30 protein-coding genes are annotated in these 26,943 nt (G+C 64.7%); 11 read left to right on the forward strand and 19 right to left on the reverse strand.

Going from position 1 to position 26,943, the window contains the following annotated elements:
* Positions 1–106: 106 nt before the first annotated feature.
* From ACIQLI_RS18505 to ACIQLI_RS18515, 3 genes are read right to left on the reverse strand one after another with little or no spacing between them, the layout of a single operon-like run.
* Complete coding sequence (locus ACIQLI_RS18505) at positions 107–1,735, reverse strand: amidohydrolase (RefSeq protein ID WP_400390997.1); 1,629 nt, start codon at positions 1,733–1,735, stop codon at positions 107–109.
* On the reverse strand, positions 1,732–2,970 hold the full coding sequence (locus tag ACIQLI_RS18510; protein WP_400390999.1) for a serine hydrolase domain-containing protein: 1,239 nt from the start codon (positions 2,968–2,970) through the stop codon (positions 1,732–1,734). The genes ACIQLI_RS18505 and ACIQLI_RS18510 overlap by 4 nt, the downstream gene beginning before the upstream one ends.
* Complete coding sequence (locus tag ACIQLI_RS18515; RefSeq protein WP_400391002.1) at positions 2,967–4,427, reverse strand: purine-cytosine permease family protein; 1,461 nt, start codon at positions 4,425–4,427, stop codon at positions 2,967–2,969. The genes ACIQLI_RS18510 and ACIQLI_RS18515 overlap by 4 nt, the downstream gene beginning before the upstream one ends.
* A 112-nt stretch (positions 4,428–4,539) precedes the next feature.
* On the opposite strand from ACIQLI_RS18515, the gene ACIQLI_RS18520 reads away from it, so the two are divergent.
* Together ACIQLI_RS18520 and ACIQLI_RS18525 are read left to right on the forward strand one after the other, a co-directional pair.
* Complete coding sequence (locus ACIQLI_RS18520) at positions 4,540–5,181, forward strand: TetR family transcriptional regulator (protein ID WP_354232593.1); 642 nt, start codon at positions 4,540–4,542, stop codon at positions 5,179–5,181.
* A 232-nt stretch (positions 5,182–5,413) separates the two neighbouring features.
* Positions 5,414–6,823 (forward strand): protein kinase, encoded by a 1,410-nt coding sequence (locus ACIQLI_RS18525; protein ID WP_400391005.1) that lies wholly within the window; start codon positions 5,414–5,416, stop codon positions 6,821–6,823.
* A 49-nt stretch (positions 6,824–6,872) separates the two neighbouring features.
* On the opposite strand, the gene ACIQLI_RS18530 is transcribed toward ACIQLI_RS18525, so the two are convergent.
* On the reverse strand, positions 6,873–8,102 hold the full coding sequence (locus ACIQLI_RS18530; protein ID WP_400391008.1) for an ATP-binding protein: 1,230 nt from the start codon (positions 8,100–8,102) through the stop codon (positions 6,873–6,875).
* A 78-nt stretch (positions 8,103–8,180) separates the two neighbouring features.
* Here ACIQLI_RS18530 and ACIQLI_RS18535 point away from each other — a divergent pair, with 78 nt between their 5' ends.
* The 4 genes from ACIQLI_RS18535 to ACIQLI_RS18550 all read left to right on the forward strand — a co-directional run bounded on the left by ACIQLI_RS18535 (position 8,181) and on the right by ACIQLI_RS18550 (position 11,119).
* The gene (locus tag ACIQLI_RS18535; protein ID WP_400391011.1) at positions 8,181–9,590 is read left to right on the forward strand and encodes an MFS transporter; all 1,410 of its coding nucleotides are present in this window, start codon (positions 8,181–8,183) and stop codon (positions 9,588–9,590) included.
* Between the two features lie 153 nt (positions 9,591–9,743).
* A complete protein-coding gene (locus tag ACIQLI_RS18540) occupies positions 9,744–10,172 on the forward strand; it encodes an STAS/SEC14 domain-containing protein (protein ID WP_400391014.1) in 429 nt (142 codons plus the stop codon).
* Between the two features lie 49 nt (positions 10,173–10,221).
* Positions 10,222–10,662 (forward strand): cation transporter, encoded by a 441-nt coding sequence (locus ACIQLI_RS18545; protein WP_400391016.1) that lies wholly within the window; start codon positions 10,222–10,224, stop codon positions 10,660–10,662.
* Positions 10,640–11,119, forward strand: coding sequence for a hypothetical protein (locus tag ACIQLI_RS18550; RefSeq protein ID WP_400391019.1), 480 nt, complete (start codon positions 10,640–10,642; stop codon positions 11,117–11,119). Before ACIQLI_RS18545 ends, ACIQLI_RS18550 begins: the two co-directional genes overlap by 23 nt.
* 98 nt (positions 11,120–11,217) lie before the next feature.
* On the opposite strand, the gene ACIQLI_RS18555 is transcribed toward ACIQLI_RS18550, so the two are convergent.
* The 14 genes from ACIQLI_RS18555 to ACIQLI_RS18620 all read right to left on the reverse strand — a co-directional run bounded on the left by ACIQLI_RS18555 (position 11,218) and on the right by ACIQLI_RS18620 (position 21,089).
* The gene (locus ACIQLI_RS18555; RefSeq protein ID WP_400391022.1) at positions 11,218–12,222 is read right to left on the reverse strand and encodes a hydroxyacid dehydrogenase; all 1,005 of its coding nucleotides are present in this window, start codon (positions 12,220–12,222) and stop codon (positions 11,218–11,220) included.
* The gene (locus ACIQLI_RS18560) at positions 12,219–13,127 is read right to left on the reverse strand and encodes a carbohydrate ABC transporter permease (RefSeq protein ID WP_400391025.1); all 909 of its coding nucleotides are present in this window, start codon (positions 13,125–13,127) and stop codon (positions 12,219–12,221) included. Before ACIQLI_RS18560 ends, ACIQLI_RS18555 begins: the two co-directional genes overlap by 4 nt.
* Positions 13,124–14,095, reverse strand: coding sequence for a carbohydrate ABC transporter permease (locus ACIQLI_RS18565; protein ID WP_400391028.1), 972 nt, complete (start codon positions 14,093–14,095; stop codon positions 13,124–13,126). The genes ACIQLI_RS18560 and ACIQLI_RS18565 overlap by 4 nt, the downstream gene beginning before the upstream one ends.
* Before the next feature lie 60 nt (positions 14,096–14,155).
* Positions 14,156–15,469, reverse strand: coding sequence for a sugar ABC transporter substrate-binding protein (locus ACIQLI_RS18570; RefSeq protein WP_354232583.1), 1,314 nt, complete (start codon positions 15,467–15,469; stop codon positions 14,156–14,158).
* 177 nt (positions 15,470–15,646) lie between these two features.
* Positions 15,647–16,750, reverse strand: a complete 1,104-nt coding sequence (locus ACIQLI_RS18575; RefSeq protein ID WP_354232582.1) for a substrate-binding domain-containing protein — start codon at positions 16,748–16,750, stop codon at positions 15,647–15,649.
* An 80-nt stretch (positions 16,751–16,830) separates the two neighbouring features.
* On the reverse strand, positions 16,831–17,193 hold the full coding sequence (locus ACIQLI_RS18580) for a hypothetical protein (protein WP_400391032.1): 363 nt from the start codon (positions 17,191–17,193) through the stop codon (positions 16,831–16,833).
* Positions 17,190–17,822 carry an Asp23/Gls24 family envelope stress response protein gene (locus ACIQLI_RS18585; protein WP_400391035.1) on the reverse strand — a complete coding sequence of 211 codons (633 nt, stop codon included), beginning with the start codon at positions 17,820–17,822 and terminating at the stop codon, positions 17,190–17,192. The genes ACIQLI_RS18580 and ACIQLI_RS18585 overlap by 4 nt, the downstream gene beginning before the upstream one ends.
* Positions 17,819–18,403 carry an RNA polymerase sigma factor gene (locus ACIQLI_RS18590; RefSeq protein ID WP_400391038.1) on the reverse strand — a complete coding sequence of 195 codons (585 nt, stop codon included), beginning with the start codon at positions 18,401–18,403 and terminating at the stop codon, positions 17,819–17,821. The genes ACIQLI_RS18585 and ACIQLI_RS18590 overlap by 4 nt, the downstream gene beginning before the upstream one ends.
* Before the next feature lie 82 nt (positions 18,404–18,485).
* Positions 18,486–18,716, reverse strand: coding sequence for a CsbD family protein (locus ACIQLI_RS18595; RefSeq protein WP_400391041.1), 231 nt, complete (start codon positions 18,714–18,716; stop codon positions 18,486–18,488).
* A gap of 79 nt (positions 18,717–18,795) precedes the next feature.
* Entirely contained in the window at positions 18,796–19,437 is a 642-nt protein-coding gene (locus ACIQLI_RS18600) for a hypothetical protein (RefSeq protein ID WP_400391044.1), read from the reverse strand.
* Positions 19,434–20,015 (reverse strand): hypothetical protein, encoded by a 582-nt coding sequence (locus ACIQLI_RS18605; protein WP_354232576.1) that lies wholly within the window; start codon positions 20,013–20,015, stop codon positions 19,434–19,436. The genes ACIQLI_RS18600 and ACIQLI_RS18605 overlap by 4 nt, the downstream gene beginning before the upstream one ends.
* On the reverse strand, positions 20,012–20,386 hold the full coding sequence (locus tag ACIQLI_RS18610; protein ID WP_400391047.1) for a hypothetical protein: 375 nt from the start codon (positions 20,384–20,386) through the stop codon (positions 20,012–20,014). The genes ACIQLI_RS18605 and ACIQLI_RS18610 overlap by 4 nt, the downstream gene beginning before the upstream one ends.
* Positions 20,383–20,574 (reverse strand): hypothetical protein, encoded by a 192-nt coding sequence (locus ACIQLI_RS18615; protein WP_400391050.1) that lies wholly within the window; start codon positions 20,572–20,574, stop codon positions 20,383–20,385. The genes ACIQLI_RS18610 and ACIQLI_RS18615 overlap by 4 nt, the downstream gene beginning before the upstream one ends.
* Entirely contained in the window at positions 20,571–21,089 is a 519-nt protein-coding gene (locus ACIQLI_RS18620) for an Asp23/Gls24 family envelope stress response protein (RefSeq protein WP_400391269.1), read from the reverse strand. Before ACIQLI_RS18620 ends, ACIQLI_RS18615 begins: the two co-directional genes overlap by 4 nt.
* A 225-nt stretch (positions 21,090–21,314) precedes the next feature.
* Here ACIQLI_RS18620 and ACIQLI_RS18625 point away from each other — a divergent pair, with 225 nt between their 5' ends.
* The 5 genes from ACIQLI_RS18625 to ACIQLI_RS18645 all read left to right on the forward strand — a co-directional run bounded on the left by ACIQLI_RS18625 (position 21,315) and on the right by ACIQLI_RS18645 (position 26,057).
* Positions 21,315–23,216 (forward strand): DUF2264 domain-containing protein, encoded by a 1,902-nt coding sequence (locus tag ACIQLI_RS18625; protein WP_400391053.1) that lies wholly within the window; start codon positions 21,315–21,317, stop codon positions 23,214–23,216.
* A gap of 120 nt (positions 23,217–23,336) precedes the next feature.
* A complete protein-coding gene (locus tag ACIQLI_RS18630) occupies positions 23,337–23,525 on the forward strand; it encodes a hypothetical protein (protein WP_400391056.1) in 189 nt (62 codons plus the stop codon).
* Positions 23,526–23,661: 136 nt separating this feature from the next.
* Positions 23,662–24,462: a DUF1206 domain-containing protein gene (locus ACIQLI_RS18635; RefSeq protein ID WP_354232572.1), complete on the forward strand. Its 801-nt coding sequence runs from the start codon at positions 23,662–23,664 to the stop codon at positions 24,460–24,462.
* Positions 24,463–24,544: 82 nt separating this feature from the next.
* Positions 24,545–25,471 (forward strand): SDR family oxidoreductase, encoded by a 927-nt coding sequence (locus ACIQLI_RS18640; RefSeq protein ID WP_400391059.1) that lies wholly within the window; start codon positions 24,545–24,547, stop codon positions 25,469–25,471.
* 22 nt (positions 25,472–25,493) lie between these two features.
* Positions 25,494–26,057, forward strand: a complete 564-nt coding sequence (locus ACIQLI_RS18645) for a cysteine hydrolase family protein (protein WP_400391062.1) — start codon at positions 25,494–25,496, stop codon at positions 26,055–26,057.
* Here the strand turns inward: ACIQLI_RS18645 and ACIQLI_RS18650 are convergent.
* Positions 26,054–26,929 (reverse strand): helix-turn-helix domain-containing protein, encoded by an 876-nt coding sequence (locus tag ACIQLI_RS18650; protein WP_400391065.1) that lies wholly within the window; start codon positions 26,927–26,929, stop codon positions 26,054–26,056. The two genes, ACIQLI_RS18645 and ACIQLI_RS18650, sit on opposite strands and share 4 nt — an antisense overlap.
* Between the last annotated feature and the right edge of the window lie 14 nt (positions 26,930–26,943).

Consider the following 26,943-nt stretch of genomic DNA (forward strand, 5'->3'; position numbering starts at 1 on the left):
CCTGCGTACCTGCGGGACCGCAGTTCCGTACGTCAGGCAAGGAAGCGCACGACGGCGGCAGGTCGCCGTCGGACGCTGCGTTGCGGTCAGTGCCGCCCGGCGCGGTCTATCCCTCCATAGCCTGGCCCATTGCGTAGACCGTGCGCCCGCCCACCACTGTCCGCAGGACCTTTGCGTCCAAAAGCGCGCGCGGGTTCGTCATGGCGAAGACGTCAGTATCCAGGACCACGAAGTCCGCGTACAACCCCGCAGCCAGACGGCCGATGTCGTTCTCTGCCCCGCACGTCCAGGCCGAATCACGGGTGGCGTGCTCGATCGATTCGGCCATTGGCAGGGCGAATTCCGGGACATTGGTTCCGGCCGCGGCATCCAAGGCCGAAGCCCGCGTGGTGGCCACGTACATGTTGGGCAATGGTGCGTGCGGGGAGGTGGGCGAGTCCGTGCCAAAAGCCAGGCGGGCTCCGGCAGCCGTGATCCAAGGCCACGGGAAGCCGCGTTCCACGCGGTCATCGCCCAGCTTGGTGCACCAGTTCTCGCTGATGGCAGGATCGGCGTGGACCGGCTGCATGCTCGCGGTAATACCCAGCGCGGCGAGGCGATCGACGTCGGCCCTGTCCACCAGCTCCAGGTGCTCAATGCGGTGACGGCGTTCGCGGGGGCCGTTCTCCGCCACGGCGTGTTCCACGGCGCCGATGGCGATCCGTACCGATTCGTCGCCGATCGCGTGCATGGCGACTTTCAAACCGGCAGCATCGGCCGCGGCGACCACTGGCGCGAGCTCCGCAAGGCTCCAGATCGGCTCCGCATTCGAACCATCGGCGTACGGCATCCCGAGGGTGGCGGTGCAGCCATCGATGGTGCCGTCGATGATCACTTTGATGCCCACCACGCGCAGGAAAGGAGATTCATGCTCGACCGCGAGCGCGGCCGCCCGCCGGACCTGGGCGATGTTTTCCTCGGCCGATCCAGCGTTGTTTACCCTCCAGTAGGCGATGAGCCGGCTGGTCAGGGTGCCGTCTTTGTCGGCACGCTTAAAGGCCTCAAGGTCGGTCTCGTTGAAGCCCATGTCGCAGGCGGTGGTCACGCCTGTTTCGCGGTAGGCCTGCTGGACTGCGGCGATGCTGGCCTCGTGTTCGTTGTTGCTGACCTGGGCATCGAGGTAGGGGAGCACGATGTCATAGAAGGCGTTCTCGTCGATGTAGCCGGTGGCGTGCCCCCGGGAATCGCGCTTGATGGTGCCGCCGTGCGGGTTCTCAGTGTGGTGGTCTATGCCGAGTTCGGCCAGCGCCGCGGTGTTCACCCACACGGAGTGGAAGTCGTAGGCGAAGGCGTACACGGGCTGGTCGGGAACTACGGCGTCCAGCATCGCGGCATCCGGCACTCCGCCCGGAATGGCACCGTGCAGCCATCCGGTGGCCAGGATCCGGTCAGCATCCGGGTGTTCGTCGGCCCTTGCCTTGATGCGTTGCTGGATCTCCTCCACGGACTTGGCTCCCCACAGACTCACTTGGCCGAGGGCTTCTCCGGTACCGACGACGTGCGCGTGGCCGTCCACGAACCCGGGGACCACCAGGCGGCCTCCGAGGTCAATCCGTTCGGCGTCGGGCTGGAGCCGTTCGGCGGTTTCGGCGTCGCCGACGTACAGGACGCGTTCGCCCTGGACGAGGATGGCCTCGGCCCAGCGGCGTGTATCGGAGGTGAAGATGCGGGCGTTGGTGTAGAGCTGGGTGGTCACGCTGCGTTGTCCTTGCTTTCGGGTGCTGCTTGGTCTGCTGCTTCTTGTGCGGCGGCTGCTTCTGCCGCAATCCGGCTGTCCAGGGAGCGGCTGACGTCCAGCAACAACTGGTTTTGGAGTTGGTGAAGGTGTTCGCTTTCCGGCTCCGGCCAGGTGGACAGTTTCACCATCACGGTATCGGTGGCGGGGTCGATCCAGAGGTACTGACCGTAAATGCCGATGCCGGTCACGTTGCCGCGCTCGTTGCCCGTGCACCACCACTGACGGGTGTAGGAGCCGCGCGGGTGGATGGCGGTGAAAGAGGAGTCCGCCATGGCTTCGCGGTCCCCTCCGTTGAGGATGTTCCCCACCCACTCCGGGGAAACCACCCTGCCAAGGGGACCTTCGCCGTCGTCGAGCATTAACTGCCCCACCCGGGCGAGGTCCCGGGCGGTGCAGGAGACCCCACCGTTGGCGAAGCCGAACCCGGCGGGATCCACGGTGATGGTGGCATCCCGGTCGGCGTCGAGTTTGGACCACAGATACGTGGACAGGGCCTCGGAGTAGCGCAGCCCTGTGACGCGCTCGATGATCCAGGCAAGGACATCGGTGTTGGCGGAGCAGTACTGGAATTCGGACACGGTGCCGTTGCCGGTGAGCGTGGTCAGGAACGCGTAGGTGTCCTGGGGGTCTCCGGGGCGGCGGGTGCGCCACCCTGCGGAGCGGTCGTGGGTCTGAACCTCGGAGGCTGGATCCACATAGTCTTCGCTGTAGTTGAGGTGGATGGCCATATCCAACACGTGCTGGATGGTGGGACCGTCGTAGGCAGAGCCGGCGAGCTCCGGAACGTAGTCCACTACGCGGGCGGACGGGACGATCTCTCCCGAATCGATCAAGGCTCCCACCACCAGCCCGCACATGGACTTGGAAACGCTCATCACCAGGTGCAGGTCATCCGGCGCGAAGCCGGGGCGGTAATACTCTCCGATGACCTGGTTGCGGTGCAGGACCAGGAAGGCATCGGTATAGGTCTCTTCGAGCCGGTGCTTCAGGCTCGGCAGCCCCAGCCCGTCCAAGCTGTCAGCAGCCGCAGCGGAGGCGTCCGGGAGGCGGCGGGAAACTGCCGCCGTCGGGACTATCTCGCCAAGGTGCGCGAACGTCCAACGGTTGTGCGGTCCTTCCTGCCACGTGTCCAGCGTTGGCTGGCCGGTGGCGCCGGGATAGCGGGAAGGGTGGTGGCCGGTGGGGGCGGTCATGCGTGCGCTCCTTGGGTGACGGATGGTGTGGTGGTGGTGCTGCGGCGCAGGGAGGGGGTCAATGCGATGTACACGCCGGCAGTGACGATCATGGAAACGGGTACGGAGAGATCCAGGAAGCCCATGGCTGCCGAGATTGGTCCGGTCCATACGGCGTTGGTGAGGAAGAGTGAGGCCACGGCGGCGCCGAGGACCACCGCGAGCAAGCCGGGGATGTGCCAGCCGCGGCTGTACCAGAACGGGCCGCCCGGTTTCTCGTTGAAGAGGTCTTCGCCCTTGTAGCGGTTGCGGCGAAGGATGACGTCCATGGCGAAGATGGTCATGGTGGGCCCGGAGATCAGGACCAGCAGTTGCAGCATCAGGTTGACGGCGTCCAGGAGGCTGGTGGACATGACGAGGTAGATGGTCAGTGCCGCGCCGATCGCCCCGACCACAATGGCCGACGGGATGCGCCGGATCGGGACGCCGATGGACTGGAACGCCATGCTGGCGGTGTAGGTGGTCATGCCGTTGAGCGAGATCGTGTTGATGATGACCCCCACCACGAAGATCGGCCCCAACCAGGCAGGGAGCAAGGCCAGGAGTGCCGACTCAATGCCGAGGTCCATGGCTGCTGAGCTGATGCCGGTTGCCAGCAGTGCGCCCACGGCCGTGAAGAAGATGCAGGGCAACGCACCGCCGAAGGCCGTGGCCGCGATGATGTGAGAGCGCTTGGTGGTCTCCGGGAGGTAGCGGGCCAGGTCCGGACTGTTGGTGTAGGACAGGGGAGTGGAGGCCAGGATGGCGATGCCGATGGTCACCGCAGACCACAGCGGTGCTCCTTCCAAGGGTGCCGGAGCCGCATATCCCCACTGCACGTGGGGCAGGACGAACGCAGTGACCAGCAGGAAGATGGCCAGCAGCACGGAGGCCACTACGGGGTAGCTGCGGAGGATGAGGCTGTGGCCGAAGACCGCCACTACGACGGTAATCGCAGCCACGACGATGGTGACGATTACCGGCACGGCCACGGGATCCGTGAAGCCAAGCTGTGCCAGGAGTTCAGCGCCCATGAAGGAGGATGCGAGCCAGTTCAGGGCCAGGAAGACGGCGGAAATGAACCAGCCGAAGAAGGCGACGAGCACCCTGTTGCCGCGGATTCCGTAGATGGCGCGGGTGATGACCGAGCCGGATGTTCCGGCGGCCGGGCCGCTGGTGGCCACGATCCCGGTGAGGATCCATGGGAGGCTGCCGGCAACGATGACCAGGAGGGCCTGCCACAGTTCCAGGCCAAGCAGGATCAGTGAGGCACCCACGGTGAAATTCAGGACGCTGACGTTGGGGGCCGCCCATACGGGGAAGAGATCGCGGGCGCGGCCGTGCCGTTCGGAGGCGTCGATGAGTTCGATGCCGCGGGTTTCGGGATGGGCAAGGGGTTCCGGGTAACTGACCGGATCGGTGACATGGGGCTGGGACAACGCTGTTCCTCTCGGGCAAGGACCGGATCACGACGATGGGATACCGGGCCATTGATGCTATTGGTCATGCGACCAACGTGCTATTGGTCACTAATCCAATAGACTGGGGAGCATGGTGTCAAGCCCCACAACCCAACGCGTTCGAAAGTTACCTGGCGAGCGCCGTGCCGAAATCCTCGCCGAGGCCGCGTCCATTGCCCTGGGTGAGGGGCTCGAGCGGATCACCCTCCGCGCCGTCGCGGACCGATTGGGTGTGCGGCCCGGCCTGATCAGCCACTACTACCCGGCCGCTGAGGATCTGGTGGTCGCAGCCTTTGTCCTGGCGGTATCGGAAGAGCGGGAAGAGCTGTTTCCCGACGGCGGAACGCCCCTCGCGCGGATGGCGCACCTGATTTCCCGCATCGAGGGTGGCGGCGCCTTGGAGCTCACCCGGCTGTGGCTCAATGCCAGGCACCTCTGCCGCTTCACGCCCGCGTTGGCGGACGCCATGCTGGCGCAGGAACACCTGGACCGGACCCGGCTCACAGCCCTCATCCAGGAAGGCGTGACGTCCGGTGACTTTGCCGTGGGAGACCCATTCGCGGCGTGCATCCGGATCTGGGTGGCAATCGACGGCGTCGGCTCCTACGTCAACAACCCCGGATCCTTCGACTATGAAGCGTTCACGCGGTTCGTCGCCGACGTTGCCGAATGGTCCCTGGGTGTGCCCGCGGGTGCGTTGCGGGCGGCGGTTGATCAGTTGCGCGAGGCGTGATTTCCGCCGTAACGCTGCACTCCGCATTGTCCTTCCCGCTCCTTAATCAGTATCCTGATGACTTATCTGGTGAAACCGGATGATGCTGTTCGGGCTCCTTGCCTGGGCCGCACGTGGCTGAAGCAGCTCGGCCGCGCGGCCATCGTGAAAGTTTGATTGACGGCATTGCTTGGTGACGCAAGGACAGCGGTTGGGTCCGTGGCTCCAGGTATGCCTGAAGGACGTGACATTCGTGGGCACCATTGACGAGGCTGTGGACTCCCCCGTCCCTGATTCCATCGACGACACACTTGACGGCCGCTACCAGCTGGGGCCCGTCCTTGGCCGGGGCGCCATGTCGGCTGTCTACCGTGCGACGGATCTGCTGCTGGGCCGCGAGGTGGCCATCAAGATCTTCCTGCCCGGCTCAGGCGACGAGTCATTCCGGGCCCGCCAGGAAAACGAGATGCGGCTCCTCGCCGCTTTTGACCACCCAGGGCTCGTGGCCGCATTCGATGCCGGAGTGGACACCCGGAACGACGAAGAGCGCGCATATCTGGTCATGGAACTGGCTGAAGGCCGGGACTTGCGGGCCGTGCTGTCGGATGGACCTCTCACCGTTCCTGAGACCGCGCGCATAGGGATCCGGCTGGCCGGGGCGCTGTCCCAGGTGCACGCGCAGGGCGTCATCCACCGTGACATCAAGCCGGCCAACATCCTGGTATCCGACGACGACGGGCTGGGGGAGTCGGTGAAGTTGGCGGACTTCGGCGTAGCGCTGGTGATGAACGACAACCGTCTGACTGCCACCGGATTCACCGTGGGCACGGCACAGTATCTGAGTCCAGAACAAGCCCAAGGTTTGCATCTGACCCCGGCGAGCGACATCTACTCGCTGGGCCTGGTGCTCCTTGAATGCCTCACCGGCAAGGCAGAATACCCGGGGACGCCCATTGAGACGGCATCAGCGCGCCTGCATCGCGCGCCACAGGTCCCCGTGGAATTGCCCGGCCCGCTGAGGGAGCTCCTGGAAGCCATGACAAACATGGATCCCGACAAGCGTCCCAGCGCCCACCATGTGGAACAGTCACTGGCCGAAGAGGGCATCCAGTCCGGCCGCAGGACTGCGTTGCTGCCGACGACGGTGCTTCCGAAGCGTCCGGTGCTTCCGAAGCGCCCGCTGCGTTCGTCGACCCGGAAGCAGGCGACGGTCACCAGCATCCTCGACTTCGGCAGGCGTCGGCCCAGGACGGTCAGGGGTGTCGCGGCAGCAGCCGTGACCATCCCGCTTGCGCTGCTGATTTTCTCGCAAGGCATCAACCCGTCCGGCAACAACACGGCCGATCCGTCACAACCCGCTGATCCCAGCGTATCGCAGGCCGAGCCGCAGCCCAGCAGCCCTGCCGGCCCGGCCGCGCCCGTGGATCCGGTGCTCGCTGATCCGGTCCCTGCACAGACAGTGCCGGCAGGCACTGTGCCAGGCGAGGCCGTTCAGGCGGAGGTGGTGGACCTCCCGGAGGCAACCCGCCCGGAGCAGGTTCCAGCGCCTGCCGACCAGCCCGCCGTTGAACAGGCGCCCCTCACGGGCAAGGACCTCGCAGGCCAGAAGAGCGAGGGCAAGAACGACAAGAAATCCGAGAACGGCAAGGTCAACGGCAAGTAGTCCACGCGCTGGCGACCAACGCACGACGGCGACCTGCCGCCGTCGTGCGTCAACTTCCGGAGGGAAAGCTCACTGCCACGGTGGTTCCGCCGCCCGGGGTTTCCGCAAGGGTGAGGTCGCCGCCGTGGGCTTTGGCGATGCTGCTGCAGGTGGCCAGGCCCAGACCGGAACCGGGACCATCGCCCTGCCTCCGCAGGCGCACCAGGGGTTCCAGGACCTTGGCGCGGTCCTCGGGGGCGATGCCCTTGCCGTTGTCCGCAACGTAGATGGTGGCCCCGTGGTAGTTGGAAACGCCGGTAATCCGGATCCGGAGGTCACGATCCGGGCTGCGGTAGTTCATGGCGTTGGACAGGAGGTTCTGCAGCAGGGTGCGGAGCTGGCCGCGGTCCGCGTGGAGCCTGAGCTCCTGGACGTCCACGATGCCATCGTTCTCAATGCCAAGGTCCCGGGCAACTTCCTCGGTGACCTCGCGCAGGGAGACGTGGGCGGGCTGGATGCCACCGCCCACGCGGGAGTAGCTCAGCACATCTTCCAGCATCCCGAGCATCCGCCGGCCGCTGGCACCGATCCGGTCCAGGTACTTTGCAGCGGTGCTCTGTGGTTCCACGTCGGGATCGTCCTCCACGAGTTCCACGTAGCCGAGGATGGTGGTCAACGGGATGCGGAGATCGTGGCTGACGCGGCCCGCGAATCCAGCGAGTTTGGCGTTGCTGTCCCTCAGCTCGGTGTAGGTGCGGTCCAGCTGGACGGTGCGGTGCTGCAGCTCGAGCAACTCCACCACTTGCTTGGCCAGGACCTCCAGCATGCTGACCTGTTCGGGGCGCAGCTCCTGGGTTTTATCGGAGAAAACACACAGGGTTCCCGGGACGAACCCGGACTCTGTTTGCAGGGGAACAGAGGCATAGAAGCGGACTTTGCCGATTTCCCCAGTGACAAACGGATTGTCCGCGAAGCGCGGATCCTTGGACGCGTCCGCTACCACCGTCCTCTCGCGGGAGAGGAAGACCTTGGCGCACATGGAGTCTTCGCGGGAGCAGACCCCCGGGTCCACGCCCCAGGCACCTATCTGGTGCTGGTACTCGGCACTGATGATGTTGACCACGCCAAACGGTGCACCGCACAGCTCCGTGGCCAGCCTCACGAGGTTCTGCAGGGCACTCATGACGGCGGCATTGGGCAGGAGGGTCGAATCCATGGCGGGATCAAGCCCATATTCCTGAAGTTCCAAGTCCCTGCCGGCGTCCTTCGTGAAGGACAGTTGCCCCTGAATTTCCGTCATAAAAACAATCCCCCAAGAGTCTCGTGAATTCCCTGCCGATACTACCGGGCGGTTGGACCCGGTGGTTTACTGGAACGCATGACCGAGCAGGAACCGGCCACCGCCGCGTCTACTGACAATATCGATCTCTCCCTGCGAACCCCGGCACAAAGATCCCGCACCTTTACCGGGATCCTGGTCAATACAGCCATGGCCAACATCACCACCAGCTATCTCTGGTTCGCGCTGACCTTTTGGGTGTACCTGGAGACCCGCAACGTGATTGCCACGGGGGTGATCGGCGGCGCCTACATGCTGTTGATTGCCCTCTCCAGCATCAGCTTCGGCACCTTCGTGGACCGATACAGGAAATTGGCCGTAATGCGGTTTGCCGCCGCGTTCACCCTGGTGATGTTCGTGCTGTCCGGGGTGATGTTCTTGCTGACACCGGAGGAAGCGCTGCTTGACCTGACGCAGCCCTGGTTCTGGATCTTCACCATGATCATCCTGATCGGTGCGGTGGTGGAGAACATGCGCAACATCGCGTTGTCCACCACGGTCACCATCCTGATAGAGCCTGACCGCCGGGCCAACGCCAACGGGCTGGTGGGTATGGTGCAGGGGCTCATGTTCATTGTGACCTCGGTGCTGTCCGGATTGTCCGTGGGACTGCTTGGCATGGGATGGACCGTGGTTGTGGCCCTGGTGCTCACGGCGTTGGCCTTCGGACACCTGCTGACGCTGCGCCTGCCGGAGGAAGTACGGGCAGCCGCCTCCGACGCCGAAGGCGGATTCGACCTGCGAGGATCCTGGGCCGCCGTCATGGCAATCTCCGGTCTGTTCGCACTGATTCTTTTCTCCACGTTCAACAACTTCATCGGCGGCGTTTACATGGCTCTGATGGACCCCTACGGCCTGGAAATGTTCTCCGTGGAGATGTGGGGAACCGTCTTCGCCATAGGAGCCACCGGTTTTGTGGTGGGCGGCGCGCTGATCGGCAAGTTCGGCCTCGGACCCAACCCTTTGCGGACCATGCTCACCGCAGTGGCGGTGATGGGCCTCATCGGTGCCGTGTTTACGCTGCGGGAATGGGCCTGGCTCTACATCGTGGGGATCTGGCTGTACATGGCGTTGGTTCCCGTGGTGGAAGCAGCCGAGCAGACCGTCATCCAGAAGGTGGTTCCGCTGCCCCGCCAAGGAAGGGTGTTTGGCTTCGCCATGGCCTTCGAGTCGGCGGCCGCACCCATCACCGCCTTCCTCATTGCCCCGATCGCCCAATTCTGGATCATTCCCTACGCCCGTTCGTCCGAGGGGGCAGCACAACTGGAACCCCTGCTGGGCGAAGGCATTTCCCGCGGCATTGCCTTGGTGTTCCTGGTGGCCGGCCTCATCATGATTGCCGTGGCACTGCTTGCCTTCCTGACCCCGGTCTACCGGCGGGTCTCGGCCTCCTACGCGCAGACAGCTGCAGAGGAATCCGCGAACGCGGACTCTCCAGCGGCTGGCTGAACTGATGATGCCTGGCCTGCCGGACCGAAACGGACCAGCCAGCCGTGCACCCAAAGATCACTCTTTTCGGATGAGACGGTGTAATTGCCTGCGGGTGCAGGGTTGATTCAGATCGTGGCGCGACGGGCAAGGCACAGAAAGGGAGACACCTCCATGGCTCAGCAGGACACCTGCGATTACACCATTGGATTTGAATCGGACGATGTCATGTTTTTGGCGTGGAAATCCGGGGTCCGCATCGAAGCTGCCAACGCGCGGGCCGCCGTCGAGGCGGTGAATGACCTCGCCGCGGGCAGCAGGTATCCCCTCCTGGTGACCATGGCCGAGACTGCGCACCTCAGCCGCGCAGCCCGCGACGTCTTTGTTGAACCCTGCGCTGCCTCGAGGATTGCCCTCTTGGGGAACAATCCCGTGGACCGCATGCTCGCCGATTACCAGCTGGCCGTTCAAGAGCCGCCATGCCCCACGCGTTTCTTCACCTCGGAAACGGATGCGATTGCCTGGCTCCGGAACCCCTCCGAGGGCGGGCAACAGGAGAGGCAGGAGGACCACACCGTTTCCGGCGGAAGAGCCGCACCGTGACGGAACCCGCGTCGGATATCAGAACCGGCAAGCTGTCCGGGAACGACTGATGCCGGCCGGAGACGTCGGAGCCGAAAGGCATGCGCTGCAGGCATCGCTGTGGGTCTCCGCTGCTTCGGCGGCAGGGGCACTCATCCTCGGCGTGCTCAGCGGGACCAGGATCATCGTCTTTGACGGCGCCTATATGGGTATTGGGCTGGTCCTCACCGCGATCTCCTTGAAGGCGTCGTCGGCATCGGCCGCGGGACCCACACGCCGTTTCCCCTTCGGACGCGATGCCCTGACCCCGCTGGTGGTGCTCATCCAGGGTTTGGCGGTGGCCGGGACGCTGCCGGGGTGGCGCGCTCACGACGGCTCCGGAACTTTTCGAATGAACCAGCCATCCCCCACATCGAATGAGAACTCGACAACCCCTACCCCTCGTCAGGGAGGTATGGAAGTATCGGCAAATGGACCAATATCTGTGGGTGTTGAAGCAAGATCAACTTGACTTGATTCGCGAATTGGAGCCAGCCAGGCTTGAGCTCCTCGATGAGGAAGGCCTGCTGAAACTGCACAAACGGGTTCGGCGGGCCCGCAACAAATACACCACCAACTATCGGCGCAAGGCCGCTGACGAGGTCCTGGAGGCAGGCGGACGCGGAGCCGCGTCCAACAAATCCGACAAAGCGCGGGCCCGGGCGTTCGTGTTCGAGGAAGCACTCTCGATCGTGAGCACGGAACTGGCCCGGCTGGCCCACGAAGCAGCCGAAGCCCTGAAGGATGAACGGCTGGAACGCGCCAGCGCCGGAAAGTCCGCAGGGCCTGCTTCCTCTGGTTCAGGGGCCAAATCCGGTGCAGGTTCGGGCCGGGCACGGTCCCACCAAAAGACCACGGGCGGCGTGAAGCGCGACGCCTCCAGCCGGTCCCAAGGCGCCCAACGCCAAGCCAAGAAGGACTCGCGCTAAGGCGCCCACCCTTAAAGGCGGCAAACGCACGACGGCGGCAGGTCGCCGTCGTGCGTTTGTTGCCTCTTGGCTTCCAGGAGAGTTGCGTCCACAGCCCCTCAGGCCATAAACGCCAGGTCCTCCAGCCGCACCGGGAACCGCAGCGCTTCCCCGCGGGACAACCGCAGCGCCTCGTCCACGGCGCTCGCCGCCATGCGCTCCAACTCATTGCCCAGCGACCCCGCCACGTGTGGGGTGAGCAGCACGTTGGGGTGGGTGTAGAAGCGGGATCCGGCGGGCAGCACCCACGGGGTGGTCACATCCAGGATGGCGTAGAGGTCGCCGCGTTCCACCCGCGCGAGCAACGCGTCCTGGTCCACCAGCTCGCCGCGCGAGGTGTTGATGAACGTGGTGCCCGGCCGCATCCGCTCGATCAGCCCGGCGTCCATGAGGTTTTTTGTTGACGGTAATGACGGCGCGTGGAGGCTGACGACGTCGCTGCTGGACACCAGCTCGTCCAGGCTGACCAGCCCGACGCCGAGAATGTCCGCCTCTTCGGGGGAGAGATAGGGGTCGGCCACCACGACATCCAGCTCATACGGAGCCAGCAACCGGATCACGTGCCGGCCGATCTTCGAGGCCCCAATAATGCCCACTCGCTTCCGGTAGTTGCCCATGTCCGGGAAGAGCTGCTCAGCCAGGACGTCGGTCCGGGTGGTGTGCAGGGCGCGGGCAATCTGGAGGACGCGCTTGTTGGCGAGGATGATCATGGCCACGGTGTACTCGGCCACCGGGATGGCGTTGGCGTCAGCCGCGGAGCTGACCTGGATGCCACGTTCCCAGCAGGCGTCGCCGATGTGGTGTTTGACGCTGCCGGCGGCGTGCAGGACATAACGCAGCCGGGGTGCGGCATCGAGGACGGTGTGGTCGATCATCGGACACCCCCAACCGGTGATGAGGATATCGGCCTCCGCCAGAACGGCGCGGCCTTCCGGCGTCGAGAAGTCCTGAATGGGGTCCCGGCCCAGCAGCGTCAGCGCGGGCTCCAAAGGATCAAGGCTCCTGGACGGAAACACCGCCCGTGCGGTGTGGGCCGGCATGGCCAAGGCAACATTCAAGGTCACTTGACGCTCCCTGCCGTGAGGCCGGACTTCCAGAACCGCTGCAACATGATGAACGCGAGCAGCAGCGGGATGATCGAGAGCAAGGAACCTGTGATGACCATGGGCGTGAATTCCGGCTGGGGGATTGAATAACCCTGCCAGATGGAGATGCCAACGCTGACGGGCAGCAGCTTCTGGTCCTGGAGCATCACCAGCGGGAGCATGAAGTTGTTCCAGACGCCCACAAACTGGAACAGGGCGATGGTGATATACCCGGGCATCATCATGGGAAGGCCCAGAGAGAAGAAGGAACGGATGGGTCCGGCTCCGTCAACGCGGGCTGCCTCCAGGGTCTCGGCAGGAACGTAGGCCGCCGAGTACACCCTGGCCAAGTACACGCCGAACGGGTTGCAGAGCACCGGGATGAGGATGGCCCAGATGGTGTTGGTGATGCCGAAAACGGAGGCCAACAGATACATGGGAAGGACCGTTGCCGTGTTGGGTATCAGCACGCCCACCAGGACAATCCCGAAGAACGAGTCCTTGCCGCGGAAGTGGAATTTATCGAACGCGTAGCCGGCCATGACGGAGATGAGGCCGCCAAGGATTGCTCCGAAAGCGGCGTAGAACATGGAGTTGGCCATCCAACGGAGGAACATCCCGCCGTCCTGGTTCAGGACCGCCATGACGTTCTCGAAGAAGGCCGGCTCACCAAAAGCGTACGCGGCGGTTCCGTAGAGATCCGCGGTGTTCTTGGTGGAGGCGAAGAACAGCCACACCACGGGAAGGACCATGTAGGCGCAGCCCAGGATGAGCAGGGCGTTCACGGTGAACGTACTCGCGAAGCCGCCGTTGCGGGCGTGCCTGCGCCTGCCTTGCGACGGCGCCTGCTCTGTGACTGGGCGGGAGATCGTGGAGGTGCTCATGCTGTGTTCCTTGAGCCGAAGCGGGTCACGGCCCAGGACAGTACTGCGGCCATGAGCGCGATGATGATGGAGGCAGCCGCGGCCTGGTTGAGGTTGTGGCGGTTGAACGCGGCGTCGTAGGCCCACATATTGGGTACCCACGTGCTGGTGACCGATGCCGTGGCCTTGGAGATGATGTTCGGCTCGGTGAAGAGCTGCAGCGTGCCGATCACGGTGAAGAGCATGATGACGCTCAGGGCCGGGAGGATCAGGGGCAGCTTGATGCTGATGGCTGCTCGGATCTCGCCGGCACCGTCTACGCGGGCAGCTTCCAGGATTTCCCGGGGCACAGCCTGCAGGGCGGTGAAGAGGACAATCACGTTGTAGCCCGTCCACTCCCACACGGCGATGTTCACGATGGACGGCAGGATCAGCTGATTGTCCAGGAAATTCAGCGAGATTCCGCCGGTTTCCAGGACTGAAACGATCGGGCTGACACCGGGTGTGTAGAGGTAGGCCCAGATCAATGCGGCAATGACGCCGGGCACTGCGTGGGGGAGGAAGACGAGCAGTTGGAACAGTTTCCGGGCACGCGCGACGGCAGAATCCAGCAGCAGCGCAAATGCCAGGGCGCCGCCCACCATGAAGGGGATGTAGAGCAGGCAGTACAGGGCGAGGCGTCCGATGCCGCCAACGAAGCTCTCGGATTGAAGGACCTGGACGTAGTTTTCCAGGCCCACAAACGCGGTCTTGGCCTCGCCGAAACCGAGTCCGGACTTCTGCTGGGCGAAGAAGCTGAGCACCATCGCGTAGATCACCGGCGCAACCATGGCGAGGGCGAAAATCGTGAAGAACGGCGTCAGGAACAGTGCGGCCGTGCGGCCCCCGGTTCCGGACATGGCGCGGGGCTTTTTCGTGTTTCGGGGTTCGACGGCGGTGGCTGTCTCGGGCGCTGTGGGTGACGTGGATGCTGTGGCATGGATGGGCATGATGATTCTCCTCGCTGGCAGGGCGGCTCCGTAAGCTCGGAGCCACCCCACCCTGCGGGCCTACTCCTTGACGGAGAGGCCGTTCTGCTTGAGTCCGGCCACTGTGGCGTCCTGGGCGGTATCGACGGCGTCCAGCACCTTGCCGCCGCTGGTCAGTGTGCCGTAGGCATCCTTGAGCGCGGTGTTGGTGATGTCCCAGTTGGGACCCCACTGCCAGCCCGGAGTGATGGTGGAATATGCCTTGTCGAAGACCTCGTAGATGTCGTTGCCGAAGTAGCTGGCGTCAAAGGCTTTCTGCGCTACGGGGGTCAGTCCCGGGTAGGCAAGGAAGGCAGAGCCGGTGTTGCCGCGGGCGGTAATGGCCTCTTTGCTGGTGGCAAGGAACTCGATGAACTTCGCCGCCGCGGCCGGGTTCTTGCTGCTCTTGGTGATGTTGAAGCTGGAGCCGCCGTAGAACGCGTCCGCCGGCGTGCCCCAGTTGGGCACCTCGGCAGCGATCCACTGACCCTTCTGGCCGCTGGCCTCCGTCCGCTTCTGGATACCGGTGGCGCTCCAGTTGGCGCCCAGGACTCCGACGACGGCGCCGCTCGCCAGGTCTGCTGACCATTCGTCACTGAAGGACTGCTGGACTTTGACGATCTTCTGGTCGATCAGCTTCTGCCAGTACGTGGCGACCTTCTGGGTGGCTTCGTCGTTGACGCCCACCTTCCAGCTGTCGCCTTCGGTGCCGAACCACTTGCCGCCCGCCTGCCAGGACAGCGCAGCAGTGAGCGCAGCCTCGTTCGGGTTGAAGCTGGCCAGGTGTGCTTCGGGGGCAACGGCCTTGAGCTTCTTGCCGGCCTCCTCGAATTCCTGCCAGGTCTTGGGTGTGGCGACTCCGGCCTTGTCCAGCATGTCCTTGCGGTACCACATGATCATCGGCGCGGCATCGTAGGGCAGCGCATAGGTCTGCTCGCCGAACTGCACCAGGGCCTTGGTTTCATCCGTGAGCTTGTCCACGGTTTCAGCCTTGTTGATGAAGCCGTCCAGAGGCTGCAGTTGGCCGTTGCTGACAAACTGGGGGAGCTGCGGATACTCGATGGTGGCAACGTCCGGGCCATTGCCTGCGGTAATGGCAGTGGAGAGCTTGGCGTAACCGCCGGCTCCGCCGTTGGGGATGGTTTCGAAGGTGACCTTGATCTTGTCCTGGCTGGCGTTGAACGCTTCCGCCACTTTGTCCATACCGGCCATGGAGGACCAGAACGTGATGTTGCCGCTGGGGTCCTCCACCGGGCTGGGGGTTGGCGTGGCGGCCGGGGTGCTGCCACAGCCGGTGACGAGGGCAGCACTGGCCATGATGCTGGCTGCTCCAAGCAGAAGCTGGCGACGCTTCATTCTGTTCTCCTTTGAAGTTCACGATGCGAAAGTCGTGGTGCTCTGGGGGCACTTTCGGACTAGGCACCATGAAATCCACAAAAGTGAACATCATCAATGAAGTGAACAGAAGTAAACAGGAGTGGGGCGGCCCGCGGGCGGCGGGGGGTGGCTCGGCGGGGCGGGGTGCGGGGGTGGCTACACCTGCGTGGAGCCGCGCACTTCCAGCGCCGGGGACAGGTTCACCCGTTGCAGGGCGGACGTGCTTCCCCGCCGCGCCCCGATCCGGCTCAGGCACATCACCAAAGCCTGGTGGCCGACGTCGTATTTTGGCGGTGCCACAGCGGTGAGCGGGACGGCACCGAGCGCGGCGATCTCGTCGTCGTAGGAGACGATTGCGAAGTCCTCCGGCACGCTGATCTGCCGTTCCAGGCAGGCGCTGACGAACTGGAGCGCGTCCTCGTCGGTGTGGACGACGGCGGCCGTCACCTCCGCCGATGCGCACCAATCCAGGATCCGGTCCACCAATTCACGGTGGGCTTGGGGATCGTTTTGGGCGCGGGACATGGCACGCACCATCGAGTCATCGCGGGCATGTCCGGCACGCTGCATGGCCAGATGGAAGCCATCGATGAGTTGCGGGGCGGTGGGACTGTTCTCGCGCAGGCAAATAGCGATCTTCCGGTGCCCGAGGCCCAGCAAGTGGTTCACGGCGATCTCCGAGCCGCGGACATGATCGCTCCGAACGGCTTCGAGCCGGCCGTGGTCCAGGGCGTCGTCGATGGACCGTTCCACCACTACCACCGGCACCTCCGCTTCTGCCAGCAGGTCCAGTGTTTCGGTACCCGCCAACGACTGCCCGCTGGGCGTGATGAGAATTCCATCCACGCCGTGTTCGTAGAGCCGCCGCAGCTGCCGCCGCTCTTCCGCGTCCGAATAGTTGGTGACGCCCAGCACCAGGCGGACGCCCGCTTCCTGCGCGGCGGCTTCAGCGCCGCGGATGACGCCCGGGAAATAGTACGACGCCGACGGCACGATCATCCCGATGGTCGCCAAAGGCCGCCTCCCGCCAGGACGCCAGGATGTGGAGGGCTGCGTCGCCGGCCCGGCCGACGGCTTGCCACCCACCGGGATGGCGCCGCCGTGGACCCGTTCCAGCAGGCCCTGCCCGGCGAGCACTGCGAGGTCCCGCCGCACGGTCATCCCCGAGGTGCCCAGTTTCGCCGCGAATTCGCTGGCATTGAGGGAACCGTTCAGGGCGAGTTCCCTCAGGATGAGCTGTTGACGATCCTCGGTCAGCATGCAGGTCTCCGCCTATCACGTTCACTTGTGTTCAGTTTGTTCATTATGAACCAGAACCCGGCGGCTTGGACCCCCGTCGCCTAACTGCCCAGCTTCACCACGGAAATCTCGACGACGGCGGCCCGGGGGAGAAGGTGCTTGCGGATCGCCCCGGCTGCTTCGCGCGTCACCGCCGGAGCAGGACGGGAGGCATTCACTCCAATCCTGACTTTCACTGCCAGTGCCTCGGCGGTCTCGGTCAGGCCGATCAGGGGAAGTGTCTCTCCGGTGACCGCGGCCAGGGCGGCGCCGGCTATGGACTGCCACAACGGCTGGGCGGGATAAACCGAGTGGACCCCGTCTACCGCCTGGACGAGGCCGAGCAGTTCCTCAGCCAAGTCGGTTGACGCACCTGCCGACCCGCCTGCAGGGGAAGTGTTCGCGGCTTCCAAAAACTCCGTCATGGCTGGTCCTCCGTGTTCAGCGGTTCGGTGGCGGCGGGTGTATGAGTGGGCTGGACCGGTGCTGGTGGCTCGAGCACGTCCGTCACGGTGATGTTGATGGCCTGGATGTTCAGTTCCGTCTGGGTTGCCAAAGTCCTTGCCAGCTCGTCGCGGAGGGTGGCCGTGAGTTCTTCCATGGGGTGTCCGTACACCACGGCCACTTCCACCTCTACGGTGATGGGGGCTCCCATGGTGGTCACCTCTCCCTGCAGCCGGCACTTGCCGGCGGCTGTCCCGGGGAGCGCATCGGCCACGGACCGGATCAGGGCGGAGATGGCTCCTTCGGATTCCCACAGCGTGTCATCAGGGTGTTCCGACTGCAAGGGAATGCTCCGTCCGGGCCGCAGTTCCAAGCGCAGGTTATCCAGGATGGACTGCATCCAGTCGTCGTTGCCTGAGCCCGCGTCTGCTACATCGGACCGGAGCAAATCTCCGCCGAGTTGGGAGAGATGTCGCAGGGAGGCCAAAGCGGCCTGGCACTCGGGGCACCTTTCCAGGTGCGCCGGATCGTCAATCTGTCCCGTATCCACGTAGGCACTGAGATCCGCAAGGCTGTGCCCGCATTCGAGGGTGTCGTTGGGGGTGTTCATCGCCATTCCTCCATGGTGCGTGCGAGCGTGATCCGTGCCCGGGCCAACCGGCCGCGGACACTGGCGGGGCTGATATTCAACGTCAGCGCAATCTCCTCGTAGCTCTGGTCATTGAATTCCTTGAGTACCCAACAGCGTCGTTGTTCCTCGGGGAGAGCGGCCAGCGCGGCTTTGAGCGCATCCACCCGCGAGGCGTTGACAGCGTTGTTTTCCGGATCCTGGGTCCTCGTCCGGTGGCTGTCATCACGTCGGTTTTCCACGTCGTCCACATCCACGTAGTGTCGTCGTTTCCTGAGGTGGTCGATGCTGCGGCTGCCAAGGATCCGCAACAGCCATCCTCTGACGGCGGCAGGCTCCCGGAGCGTGTCCAGCTGCTTCCAGGCCTGCACCAGCGTTTCCTGGACCACGTCATCAGCGTCCGTGAGGCTGCCGGTCAACCGGCGGGCGGTGGCGCGCATCAGAGGGCCGTGGCGACGTGCAAGCGCTTCGAAAGCTGCCGTGTCGCCGTCTGCTGCCCGGCCGGCCAGCAAAGCATCCGGAACGAGGTCCAGTTGGTGCTGCGCCGCGGGTGAACCAGTCACGTTCTGCCTTTCCAGTGGGGTCGAGGGCAATGGTGGAAAGGGGCCGGCCCCACCATCGGTGCGGGGCCGGCCCGGGAGTGGCCTACTTCTTGGTGAAACCCTCTTTGAGCTTCCGGGCCGCATCCTTGATGTTGTCTCCGATGTCGGCGGCAGCGTCCTTGACCTTCTCGCCTGCCTGCTGGAGCTTTGCCTGGGCCTGATCGTGCTGGCCTTCACGCTCCAGCGACTGGTCACCTGTCAGCTTTCCGGCACCTTCCTTGGCAGCGCCGAGGTGTTCGGTGGCGGCGTTGTTGATTTTGTCGTTGATTCCCATGGTGTTCCCTTTTCTTTTCAGTGCGCGTGCTCTGTGGTGCCCGTGCATGGTTTGGGTGGAGAGAAGTGCGTTCCAGCGGTTACCGTGTACGTCGCGATCCTGACACCTGGGTTCGGGCGCCGCTGGTAATTCGGACCAGGACGGGGATCGGATGTCCCAGCAGGGCATCCATTTCGCGGATGAGTTCTTCGGCAGTGTCGGCAAGTTCCCGTGGCGAGCTTCCCTTGCGGGCTTCCATGCGGAGCCGGAGGGCGGTTCCCCGCCGTGACTCCCACGCCGAAACGGACGTGGCCAGGACGTCCCGATTCCCGCTGAGGGCTTCCCGGAGGGCTGCAGAGACCAGCCCGACGTCAACCACTGTCCGGCCGCGGGCGCCGCCGGTCCCCCCAGTGCCGTCCCGTTCCCCAGTGCCGTCCTGTTCCTCTGCGAGGCGGGGAGTGCGTCCCCCGCCTTGGGAGGCAAGCCAGGCCGCGCTGAGGGCGACTCCCGCCAGCAACACCGCGATTCCTGCCACCAGCCACCAGCTCCGGACGGGGTCCGGTAGAGGTGCGGTGTCCACGAGGTTCCTGGCGGAATCGCGGACCGATGATGCCGTAGCTGTCCAGGTATCCGCTGCTCCCGGCAGGGTTCCGGCCGCGATGACTGCGGCGCCGGCTCCCAGCAGTGCAAGGCCCAGGAGGGCAAGCAGGATACGGTTCAGTGCACGGTTGGTTTGCCTCATTGCCCCACTGCTCCTTGGTTCAATACCCGGACACTCGATGAGGCCCGGCGGTCCAGCGCGAACGCGGCCAGTTCGCCGTCGACCACTGTTGCCACGGACTCAAGGTCCAACGGAACGCCCGACGTCGGACGCACCTGGACGCGTACGGAGCGTCCACCGACGGTGGTGGTCACCTGCCCTGGGGCCAGGCCGGCCGCGAGCCGGGTGGTGTTGGAGAGAGCTGCGGCGATCACGTCGTCGTCCACCACCACGGCTGTGCGCTGGCTCGCCAAGGAGCGTCGGGCCTTTCGGCCCCTGCCCACGGCAAGTCCCAGCAGCAGCAGGCCAAGAATTCCAAGGCCCGCTCCGGCCGCTGCCATACCCGCCGGGAGAGTGGTGGCCGGAAGGTCCGCGAGCCACTGGAGCATCTGGGCTGGGCTTGCCAACAGCGGTTGGTCCTTGAGGATCCACAGCACGGCTTCCACTGCGAGCCAGAGGAAAACGACCATCAGTACGCAGGCTGAAATGATGGACGGGAGAGCCCGGGAAGAGTGCGTTTCCCGGCGGATCATCCGCCGTTGGGTTCGGTCCTGGCTCACAGCACTCTCCTTTCTCCGACTCGGTCCATGGATTGTTTGGTGGATTGCTGCTTGGTGCGGGGTTGCTCCTTGGTACCGGTGAGGCGGATATCCACCCGGCCGATTTCCAAGCCGGTCAGCTCCTGGCTTCGGGACGCCAGCTGTGTTCGTGCTGCCTGGGCCTGCTGGAAGACGGTGCCTGTGGTTTTCCGCGGTCCCGTAAGCGGCGGGAGTGACAGTTTGACGGAGAGGCTGACTCCGAGCTTGCCGGCGTCGTCCTCCACGTCGGCTGCCACGTTTCCCGTACCCACCCGGAAAGCCTGGGCGGTGACGGCTTCCAGGGTTTTCCGGAGAGCGTGCCGGGTGATGCGCGTGTGGCCGGCGCGGCTCATGATGAGGAGCGCTTGCCCCGCAACGCGTCCAGCACGCCGCGCAGGTCAAGCTTTCCTTCGGCGGAGCGGCCCAGGACAGCCCCGACGCCCATGAACAGTGCCGTCAGCAGGAGGCCCCGGAATCCAAAGGCCAACCCTGCCAGCGCCAGGACCGCACCTATGGCTGTGCCGGCGATGGTGGGGTTCATGCGACCCTCGGCTCACGGTTGTCGTCGTCGGTGTCTGCGTCCTCGGAGGGAACGTGGATGTCCGTGATGGTGATGTTGACCTCGGTGACTTCCATTCCCACCAGGTCCTCGATCGCGTTGTAGACGGCGTCGCGGGCGTTGTCCGCTACTTCCTGGAGCGGGTGCGGGTACTCAACAACCAGGGTGACATCCACGGCCACCTGGGTTTGGCCCACTTCGACGCTCACGCCCTGGGTGAGGTCTTTCTGGCCCACTTTTTCGCGCAGGTTGCCGATAGCGCGGGCAGCACCGCCGCCGAGGGCGTGGACGCCCGGGATTTCCTGGATGGCGATGCCGGCGATTTTGGCGACGACGCCGTCGGCAACCGTCGTGGCACCTCGGCCGTCCTTGCCCTTGTTCAGGGCAGGGCTGTTCAGCGCAGGGGCATCTGCGTCAAGCGTGGCGGTGGGGTTGGTGGTCGTCGCCTTGCTGTTCTTGGCCGGAACGTCTGCGGGGGTGTGCGTCTGGATCGTCATGGCAATCAGTCCTGTCAGTTGGAAGCGGCTATGAATCATTGCGGCTTGGTTCGCTACGGCGTCTGTTTCGCCGTCATGAAGAAGACGCATCCAATATGCAGATCCTCACGGTACCTTTTGTGTGAGCTGCGTCACGCATGCTGGTGTTCACTATTGTTCAGCTCGGCCCATTCAGGACCGGCGGCACCTAGGGTGATGAGGCTGGAACTACCCCGCAGGAGACACATGGCCACCGGCTTCACCATGCCCGCCCCGGATTTTGACCTCAGCCCCCTCACCGGTTGGACGCGGGAGCACTGGGTTTCCTTCGCGGATCAGCAACTCCTCGCGGTGCGCCCCCACTTTTCCCCGCTGAAGGCGGCCATCCGGCTGGGCGGCCGACCGTCGTCGTCGGGCGTTGTGTCCGACGGCCTGGAGGGCTTCGCACGGACGTTCCTGCTGGCGGCTTTCCGGGTGGCGGGGGAGAAGGGCAGCGATCCCTTCGCGCATCTGGACCTTTACCGTGACGGCCTCCTTCATGGCACGCAGAAGAACGGGCCGGAAGCGTGGCTGCCCATCACTGACCGCTCCCAGCCCATGGTGGAAGCCGCGTCCGTGGTCCTGGCGCTCCAGCTCACCAAGCCCTGGCTGTGGGACACGCTGTCTGCCGGGCAGCAGGAGCAGGTGGCTGCCTGGCTGCAGGGTTCCTCGAGGAGCATCTGTGTGGACAACAACTGGGTGCTCTTCCAAGTGATGATCGCCGAATTCCTGGCCGGTGCGGGCTTTGAGTACAACGCAGCCCAGATAGGGCACGGCCTGGACAGGCTGGACGATTGGTACACGGGCGGAGGGTGGTACCGGGACGGGGACAATGCCGGCACCGGCGACTTCTTCGACTACTACTGCGGCTGGGCCATGCACTTGTATCCCATCCTGTGGGCCGAGTTTGCTGCCGGCCGGCATCCACAAGCCGATCACCGCCTGGAAGTCTCCCGCCGCCGCCTCGCTACATTCCTGGAGGACCATGTCAGGTTCTTCGGCGGCAACGGAGCCCCCGTGTTCCAAGGCCGCTCCCTGATCTACCGCTACGCCGCCGTTGCGCCCCTCTTCATGGGAGAGGCGATCTGCGCCACTCCGCTCACTCCCGGCCAGACCCGCAGGATAGCCAGCGGCGCAGCCAAGTACTTCCTCGACGGCGGGGCCTACGACGACGGCCTGCCGTCACTGGGGTGGCTCGGCGCTTTTGAACCGATGACCCAGGAATACTCCGGGCCGGCCTCGCCGTACTGGACGTCCAAGGCCTTCGTCGGACTGCTCCTCCCCGTGGACCACCCGGTGTGGACCGCTGTTGAGGAGCCCTCGCCGTTGGAAATGGCGGACGGCCTGATGCACGCGGAGGCCCCCAACTACCTGCTCCATTCCACCGCGGCCGACGGCATCGCCCGCCTCCTTAACCACGGCAGCGACAAGTACTACGCCCCGGGCCCGGACGATCCCCTCTACCGCCGCCTCGCGTATTCAAGCCATACAGCGCCGCTGTTCACCCAAGACCCCATCGACAACCACTTCGCCATCCTCAACGACGCCGGGATACCCAGCCGACGATCTCGGATCCACCGGCTGCCTGCGGGGCAGGGGCAAGCAGCCAGTTGGCACGCCCCGGTGTGGAACGATGCAGAGGACCCCGCTGATTCGGACTGGCGTGCCGCGACGGGGACCGCCGCCGCAGGCGGATACGAACTGCGGGTACACGCAGTGGAGGCGCCGGAAAGCTCCAGGCTCATGGTCCGGGAGGGCGGATACGCGCTCGCGGATGATCACCCGATGCAAAGGGGCGGCGTCCTTGCTGACGGCCGGCTGCACACGGCCATCTGGCCGCTCCATGGCTACACGGACAGCGGCACTTACCAGGCCCAAGGGGTGTCCCCTTTCGGCGCCTTTGCCGGCTGCGGCTACCTAAAAGGCAGGCTGTCCGGGAAGCGCAGCTGTTTCGCCTCCCTGGTGTACCTCGGCGGCGAGCCGCCCGCCTGGGTTCCTCCCGCCGTCGGGCCTTCTCCCGCTTTTGAACTGCTCGACGACGGCGCCAGCGTCACCGCCCGCCTCACCTTGGGGCCAAGCCAAGTGCTGGAAGTGGTGTTCGCCCTCTGATGTCCCGGCCCGGAATCTTGAGCGAATCTTGAGATGACCCGGCGTCCTTCTTGAGGGCTGCGTCCGATGGTTGAAACATCAGCCAAACCGCTGATGGAGCTTCCAGGAAGGACCACCCACATGACTGACCAGATCTCCACCCAGTCCTCGAGCGTCACCGTCGTCCACGACGCCCTGTCAGGCACCGCAGAGGCCGTCCGGCATGCCGGCGAGGTTCTCGGTCAGACGCGTGTGGCCGTCCGTGAGCAGTTCAACCCATTGGGCGTGGGACTGCGCAGCATCTGGCCGCAGTCGGTGGTTGGTTTCTAAGGGTCATCCGGACCCAGGAACTCTGGAGCTTGAAGCGGGCAGGTACCTCCATCATTGGGGAGGTACCCTGCCCGGCGCCATTTAAGGGACGATGGATGCAGCTCAATAAATAAGGAGGCTTGTCATCAAGGAAGAGATGAGGAAGGCCGCCGATGTGGCCGAGGAAGCGTCGAATTCACAGGCTTTCGCCGCTGTTGCGCGCGGCGGCTACGTGGTCAGCGGAATCCTGCACGTACTCATTGGCGTCATCGCCCTCCAACTGGCGTTCGGAAGCAGCGGCGAAGCCGATGTCAGCGGGGCCGTGACGTCCCTCGCCAGCCAGCCCTATGGGCCGCTGCTGCTCTGGGCCTGCTTCGCAGCCTGCGCCGCGTTGGCACTGTGGCAACTGGGAAACGCCATCCTTGGCCACCGGAACGGTTCGGACAAGATCACCAAGAAGCTGTCCGCCATAGGACAGGCGATCGTCTTCGCTGCCCTCGCCACCACCATCGTCTCCTTCATCGCAGGCAAAGGCCAGAACAGCCGGGAATCCAGCAGCGACTTCACCGTCGCGCTCCTCAAGGCGCCGTTTGGCGTGTTTCTGCTGGTCGCCGTGGGTGCTGGCATCGCCATCACGGGGATCGTTTTCGCCGTGCGGGGATTTCGCCGGAAATTCACCAAGGACCTCACGTTGTCCTCCAACAGTTCGGTGCGGAAGTTCCAAATGGGGGTAGGCGTAGTGGGATACATTGCCAAGGGAATCGCCCTCTTCCTGGTGGGCCTGCTGGTGGTCATCGCATCGGTGCGGGCCCAACCCGAGCAGTCAACGGGGCTCGACGGCGGGCTGAAGGCACTCAGGGAGCAGCCTTATGGGGTGTACCTGCTGGCTGCCGTGGCAGTGGGGCTGATCGCCTACGGCCTGTTCCTGATGGTCAAGGCGCGGACCCTGCGGACATAGGTTTTCCGGACTGTTGGGGCGGGTAGGACGGATTGCGGGGTTGGCGCGGTTAGGCGCCGCCGAATGCGGGTAAGGAACAACCATGACTCATCATGATCCGGACAACTCCGGCCAGCCACAGAACCGTCTCACCTCGCCCCCGGCGGACCCCCGCCGCGGATACCACTCCGGCGGGTTCCCGCAACAGGAGCAGGAACAACCGGGCCTGACCAAGCCCCTCGATCCCCAGCCGGACCACGGCGAGAAGAGTTATGTGGGACACGGAAGGCTGCAAGGCAAGACCGCGCTCATCACGGGCGGCGACTCCGGGATAGGCGCCGCTGTGGCTATCGCCTACGCCCGCGAAGGCGCCAAGGTGGCCATCAGCTACCTGCCGGAGGAAGAAGAAGACGCAAGGTCGACGGCGGAATGGATCCGCGAGTGCGGATCGCAGGTGCTCCTCCTGCCAGGCGACGCGCGGGACGAGTCGTTCGCGGCGGAGATCGTGGAGCGGACCGTGCAGGAACTCGGCGGGCTCAACGTGGTGGTGCTGAACGCCGCCTACCAAAAGAACCGTGAAGGCCTGGAAACCATCCCCACGGAGGAGTTCGACCGCGTCTTCAAGACCAACCTGTACTCGCTTATCTGGACCGCACAGGCGGCCATTCCACACCTCCGGCCAGGTGCGTCGATTATTGTCACGGCCTCCATCCAGGCGTTCAACCCCTCCGCCCAGCTGGTGGACTACGCCATGACAAAAGCCGCCCAGGTGGCCTTCACCAAGGCCATGGCCGAAGAGTTGGGACCCAAGGGGATCCGGGTCAACGCGGTGGCACCGGGACCCATCTGGACCCCGCTGATTCCCGCCACGGAATGGCCGGACAAGCTTCCCACGTTCGGCCAGGACACGCCGTTGGGCAGGGCCGGCCAGCCTGCTGAGTTGGCTCCGGCCTACGTGTTGCTCGCCTCGGATGAAGGCTCCTACATTTCCGGAGCCGTGCTGCCCGTGACGGGAGGCAAAGGATTGTGAACCGCTTGGCCGGAGGACACCCATGATCGCCGTGCTGGTCATCGACATGCAGAACGCTTACTTCGAGGACCCCGCGTTGAAGGCGCGCCAGGAAGAAGTTGTTGCTGCCTGCAACTCCCTGGCCAGCGCCGCCCGTGAAGCAGGGGCATACGTGCTCTTGGTGGGAACCGTGCATGAACGGGACAAATCCACGTGGAGCCTGAACATGCTGGACGACGATCAAGGCTTCATCTTCCGGGGCAGTGAGCAGGCAGAGTTCGTACCCGGCCTGCTCACTGCCGACCTTCCCCGGCTCATCAAGACCCGGGACAGCGCCTTCTTCGGGACAGACCTTGCCATGCGGCTCAGGAACCGGGGAGTGGACACTGTGATCCTGGCCGGACTCTCTGCCCATAACTGCATCGCGCAGACTGCCGCCGACGCCTTCGCCCACAACATCAGGGTGATCTATGCTGCCGAGGCCACTGCCACGGAGAACGCCGAGGCCGCGGAGTCAGTGCTGCGGGTCTTTACCCGCGAATACCGGCAAGCCGTGCTACCGCTGGAGGAGATCCTGCGGTTCCTCGAATCCGGGCCCCCAGCCTAGTCCTGCCGATCGCCTGATTCCTCCCGTTCCACCGGAATCCAGAGCTGCCCGCGGCCGTGGGTGCCCCCTGCCTCCACCTGCACGCTCAGCAATTCCGGCCCCGGTGCCCACCTGTAAGGGTTGGCCGGAAACCATTCAGTAGCTGCGTCCGCCCACATGCTTTGCAGGACCTCCGGGAACTTCCCCTCGGTTTCGAAGACCACCCACAAGCCTGCTGGAACGTCCATGGCCGCGAACCCCTCCGGTGCCGGCTGGCTGGATGCCACCGCATGCCAGTAGTCCAGCCCGCTTCCCTCGCTCCGCTGCTCATCGATGTTGTCGGTGACGGACAGTGGACCCGCCGGCTCCGTGTCTGACAGCCCCACCAGACGCTGGGTGACGGCAGGATCCAAGCCACGTTGGAAGTCGATGATGGCCTGGTTGGGTCCTTCGTGGACCAGGGGGACGCGGGCTTTCAGGCCAATAAGGCGGAAAGCTGATTTGTCTTCTATACGGTGTTTCATGTCGGTATTCCCTTCGACTCGCAAGTGGAACCTCAGCTGAGGCTGGGAATGAAGCACGGCGCCGGCTTGCCTCGCTTCAGACGGCGTGAGGCCGTGCATGGCTTTGAACGCACGGGTGAACGCCTCAGCAGAGGCGTAGCCGTAGCGGACAGCAACGGCCAGGACTGTGCCGCCGTCGATGATTTCCGCCGTGGCCGCTGTGAGGCGGCGCCTCCGGATGTACTCCGAAACCGGCAGCCCGGCCAGGGAGGAGAACATCCGCCGGAAGTGATACTCGGACGTCAAGGCGATCCTGGCCAAAGTTCCCACGTCAATGTCTGCCGTGAGGTCCTGCTCGATTGCCTCTATTGCCCGGTTCCACTCCTGCATGCTGACCCGTTCCC

It is taken from the genome of Paenarthrobacter sp. NPDC091669, from assembly GCF_044756725.1.
Lineage (GTDB): Bacteria > Actinomycetota > Actinomycetes > Actinomycetales > Micrococcaceae > Arthrobacter > Arthrobacter bambusae_C.

Coding starts and splice junctions, on each gene's coding strand:
- ACIQLI_RS18625 (WP_400391053.1), top strand. CDS start 21,315: ATGGCCACCGGCTTCACCATGCCCGCCCCGGATTTTGACCTCAGCCCC.
- ACIQLI_RS18520 (WP_354232593.1), top strand. CDS start 4,540: ATGGTGTCAAGCCCCACAACCCAACGCGTTCGAAAGTTACCTGGCGAG.
- ACIQLI_RS18630 (WP_400391056.1), top strand. CDS start 23,337: ATGACTGACCAGATCTCCACCCAGTCCTCGAGCGTCACCGTCGTCCAC.
- ACIQLI_RS18535 (WP_400391011.1), top strand. CDS start 8,181: ATGACCGAGCAGGAACCGGCCACCGCCGCGTCTACTGACAATATCGAT.
- ACIQLI_RS18530 (WP_400391008.1), bottom strand. CDS start 8,102: ATGACGGAAATTCAGGGGCAACTGTCCTTCACGAAGGACGCCGGCAGG.
- ACIQLI_RS18545 (WP_400391016.1), top strand. CDS start 10,222: ATGCCGGCCGGAGACGTCGGAGCCGAAAGGCATGCGCTGCAGGCATCG.
- ACIQLI_RS18565 (WP_400391028.1), bottom strand. CDS start 14,095: ATGCCCATCCATGCCACAGCATCCACGTCACCCACAGCGCCCGAGACA.
- ACIQLI_RS18620 (WP_400391269.1), bottom strand. CDS start 21,089: ATGACGATCCAGACGCACACCCCCGCAGACGTTCCGGCCAAGAACAGC.
- ACIQLI_RS18540 (WP_400391014.1), top strand. CDS start 9,744: ATGGCTCAGCAGGACACCTGCGATTACACCATTGGATTTGAATCGGAC.
- ACIQLI_RS18600 (WP_400391044.1), bottom strand. CDS start 19,437: ATGAGGCAAACCAACCGTGCACTGAACCGTATCCTGCTTGCCCTCCTG.
- ACIQLI_RS18570 (WP_354232583.1), bottom strand. CDS start 15,469: ATGAAGCGTCGCCAGCTTCTGCTTGGAGCAGCCAGCATCATGGCCAGT.
- ACIQLI_RS18610 (WP_400391047.1), bottom strand. CDS start 20,386: ATGAGCCGCGCCGGCCACACGCGCATCACCCGGCACGCTCTCCGGAAA.
- ACIQLI_RS18650 (WP_400391065.1), bottom strand. CDS start 26,929: ATGCAGGAGTGGAACCGGGCAATAGAGGCAATCGAGCAGGACCTCACG.
- ACIQLI_RS18615 (WP_400391050.1), bottom strand. CDS start 20,574: ATGAACCCCACCATCGCCGGCACAGCCATAGGTGCGGTCCTGGCGCTG.
- ACIQLI_RS18560 (WP_400391025.1), bottom strand. CDS start 13,127: ATGAGCACCTCCACGATCTCCCGCCCAGTCACAGAGCAGGCGCCGTCG.
- ACIQLI_RS18580 (WP_400391032.1), bottom strand. CDS start 17,193: ATGACGGAGTTTTTGGAAGCCGCGAACACTTCCCCTGCAGGCGGGTCG.
- ACIQLI_RS18645 (WP_400391062.1), top strand. CDS start 25,494: ATGATCGCCGTGCTGGTCATCGACATGCAGAACGCTTACTTCGAGGAC.
- ACIQLI_RS18635 (WP_354232572.1), top strand. CDS start 23,662: ATGAGGAAGGCCGCCGATGTGGCCGAGGAAGCGTCGAATTCACAGGCT.
- ACIQLI_RS18640 (WP_400391059.1), top strand. CDS start 24,545: ATGACTCATCATGATCCGGACAACTCCGGCCAGCCACAGAACCGTCTC.
- ACIQLI_RS18510 (WP_400390999.1), bottom strand. CDS start 2,970: ATGACCGCCCCCACCGGCCACCACCCTTCCCGCTATCCCGGCGCCACC.
- ACIQLI_RS18585 (WP_400391035.1), bottom strand. CDS start 17,822: ATGAACACCCCCAACGACACCCTCGAATGCGGGCACAGCCTTGCGGAT.
- ACIQLI_RS18595 (WP_400391041.1), bottom strand. CDS start 18,716: ATGGGAATCAACGACAAAATCAACAACGCCGCCACCGAACACCTCGGC.
- ACIQLI_RS18575 (WP_354232582.1), bottom strand. CDS start 16,750: ATGCTGACCGAGGATCGTCAACAGCTCATCCTGAGGGAACTCGCCCTG.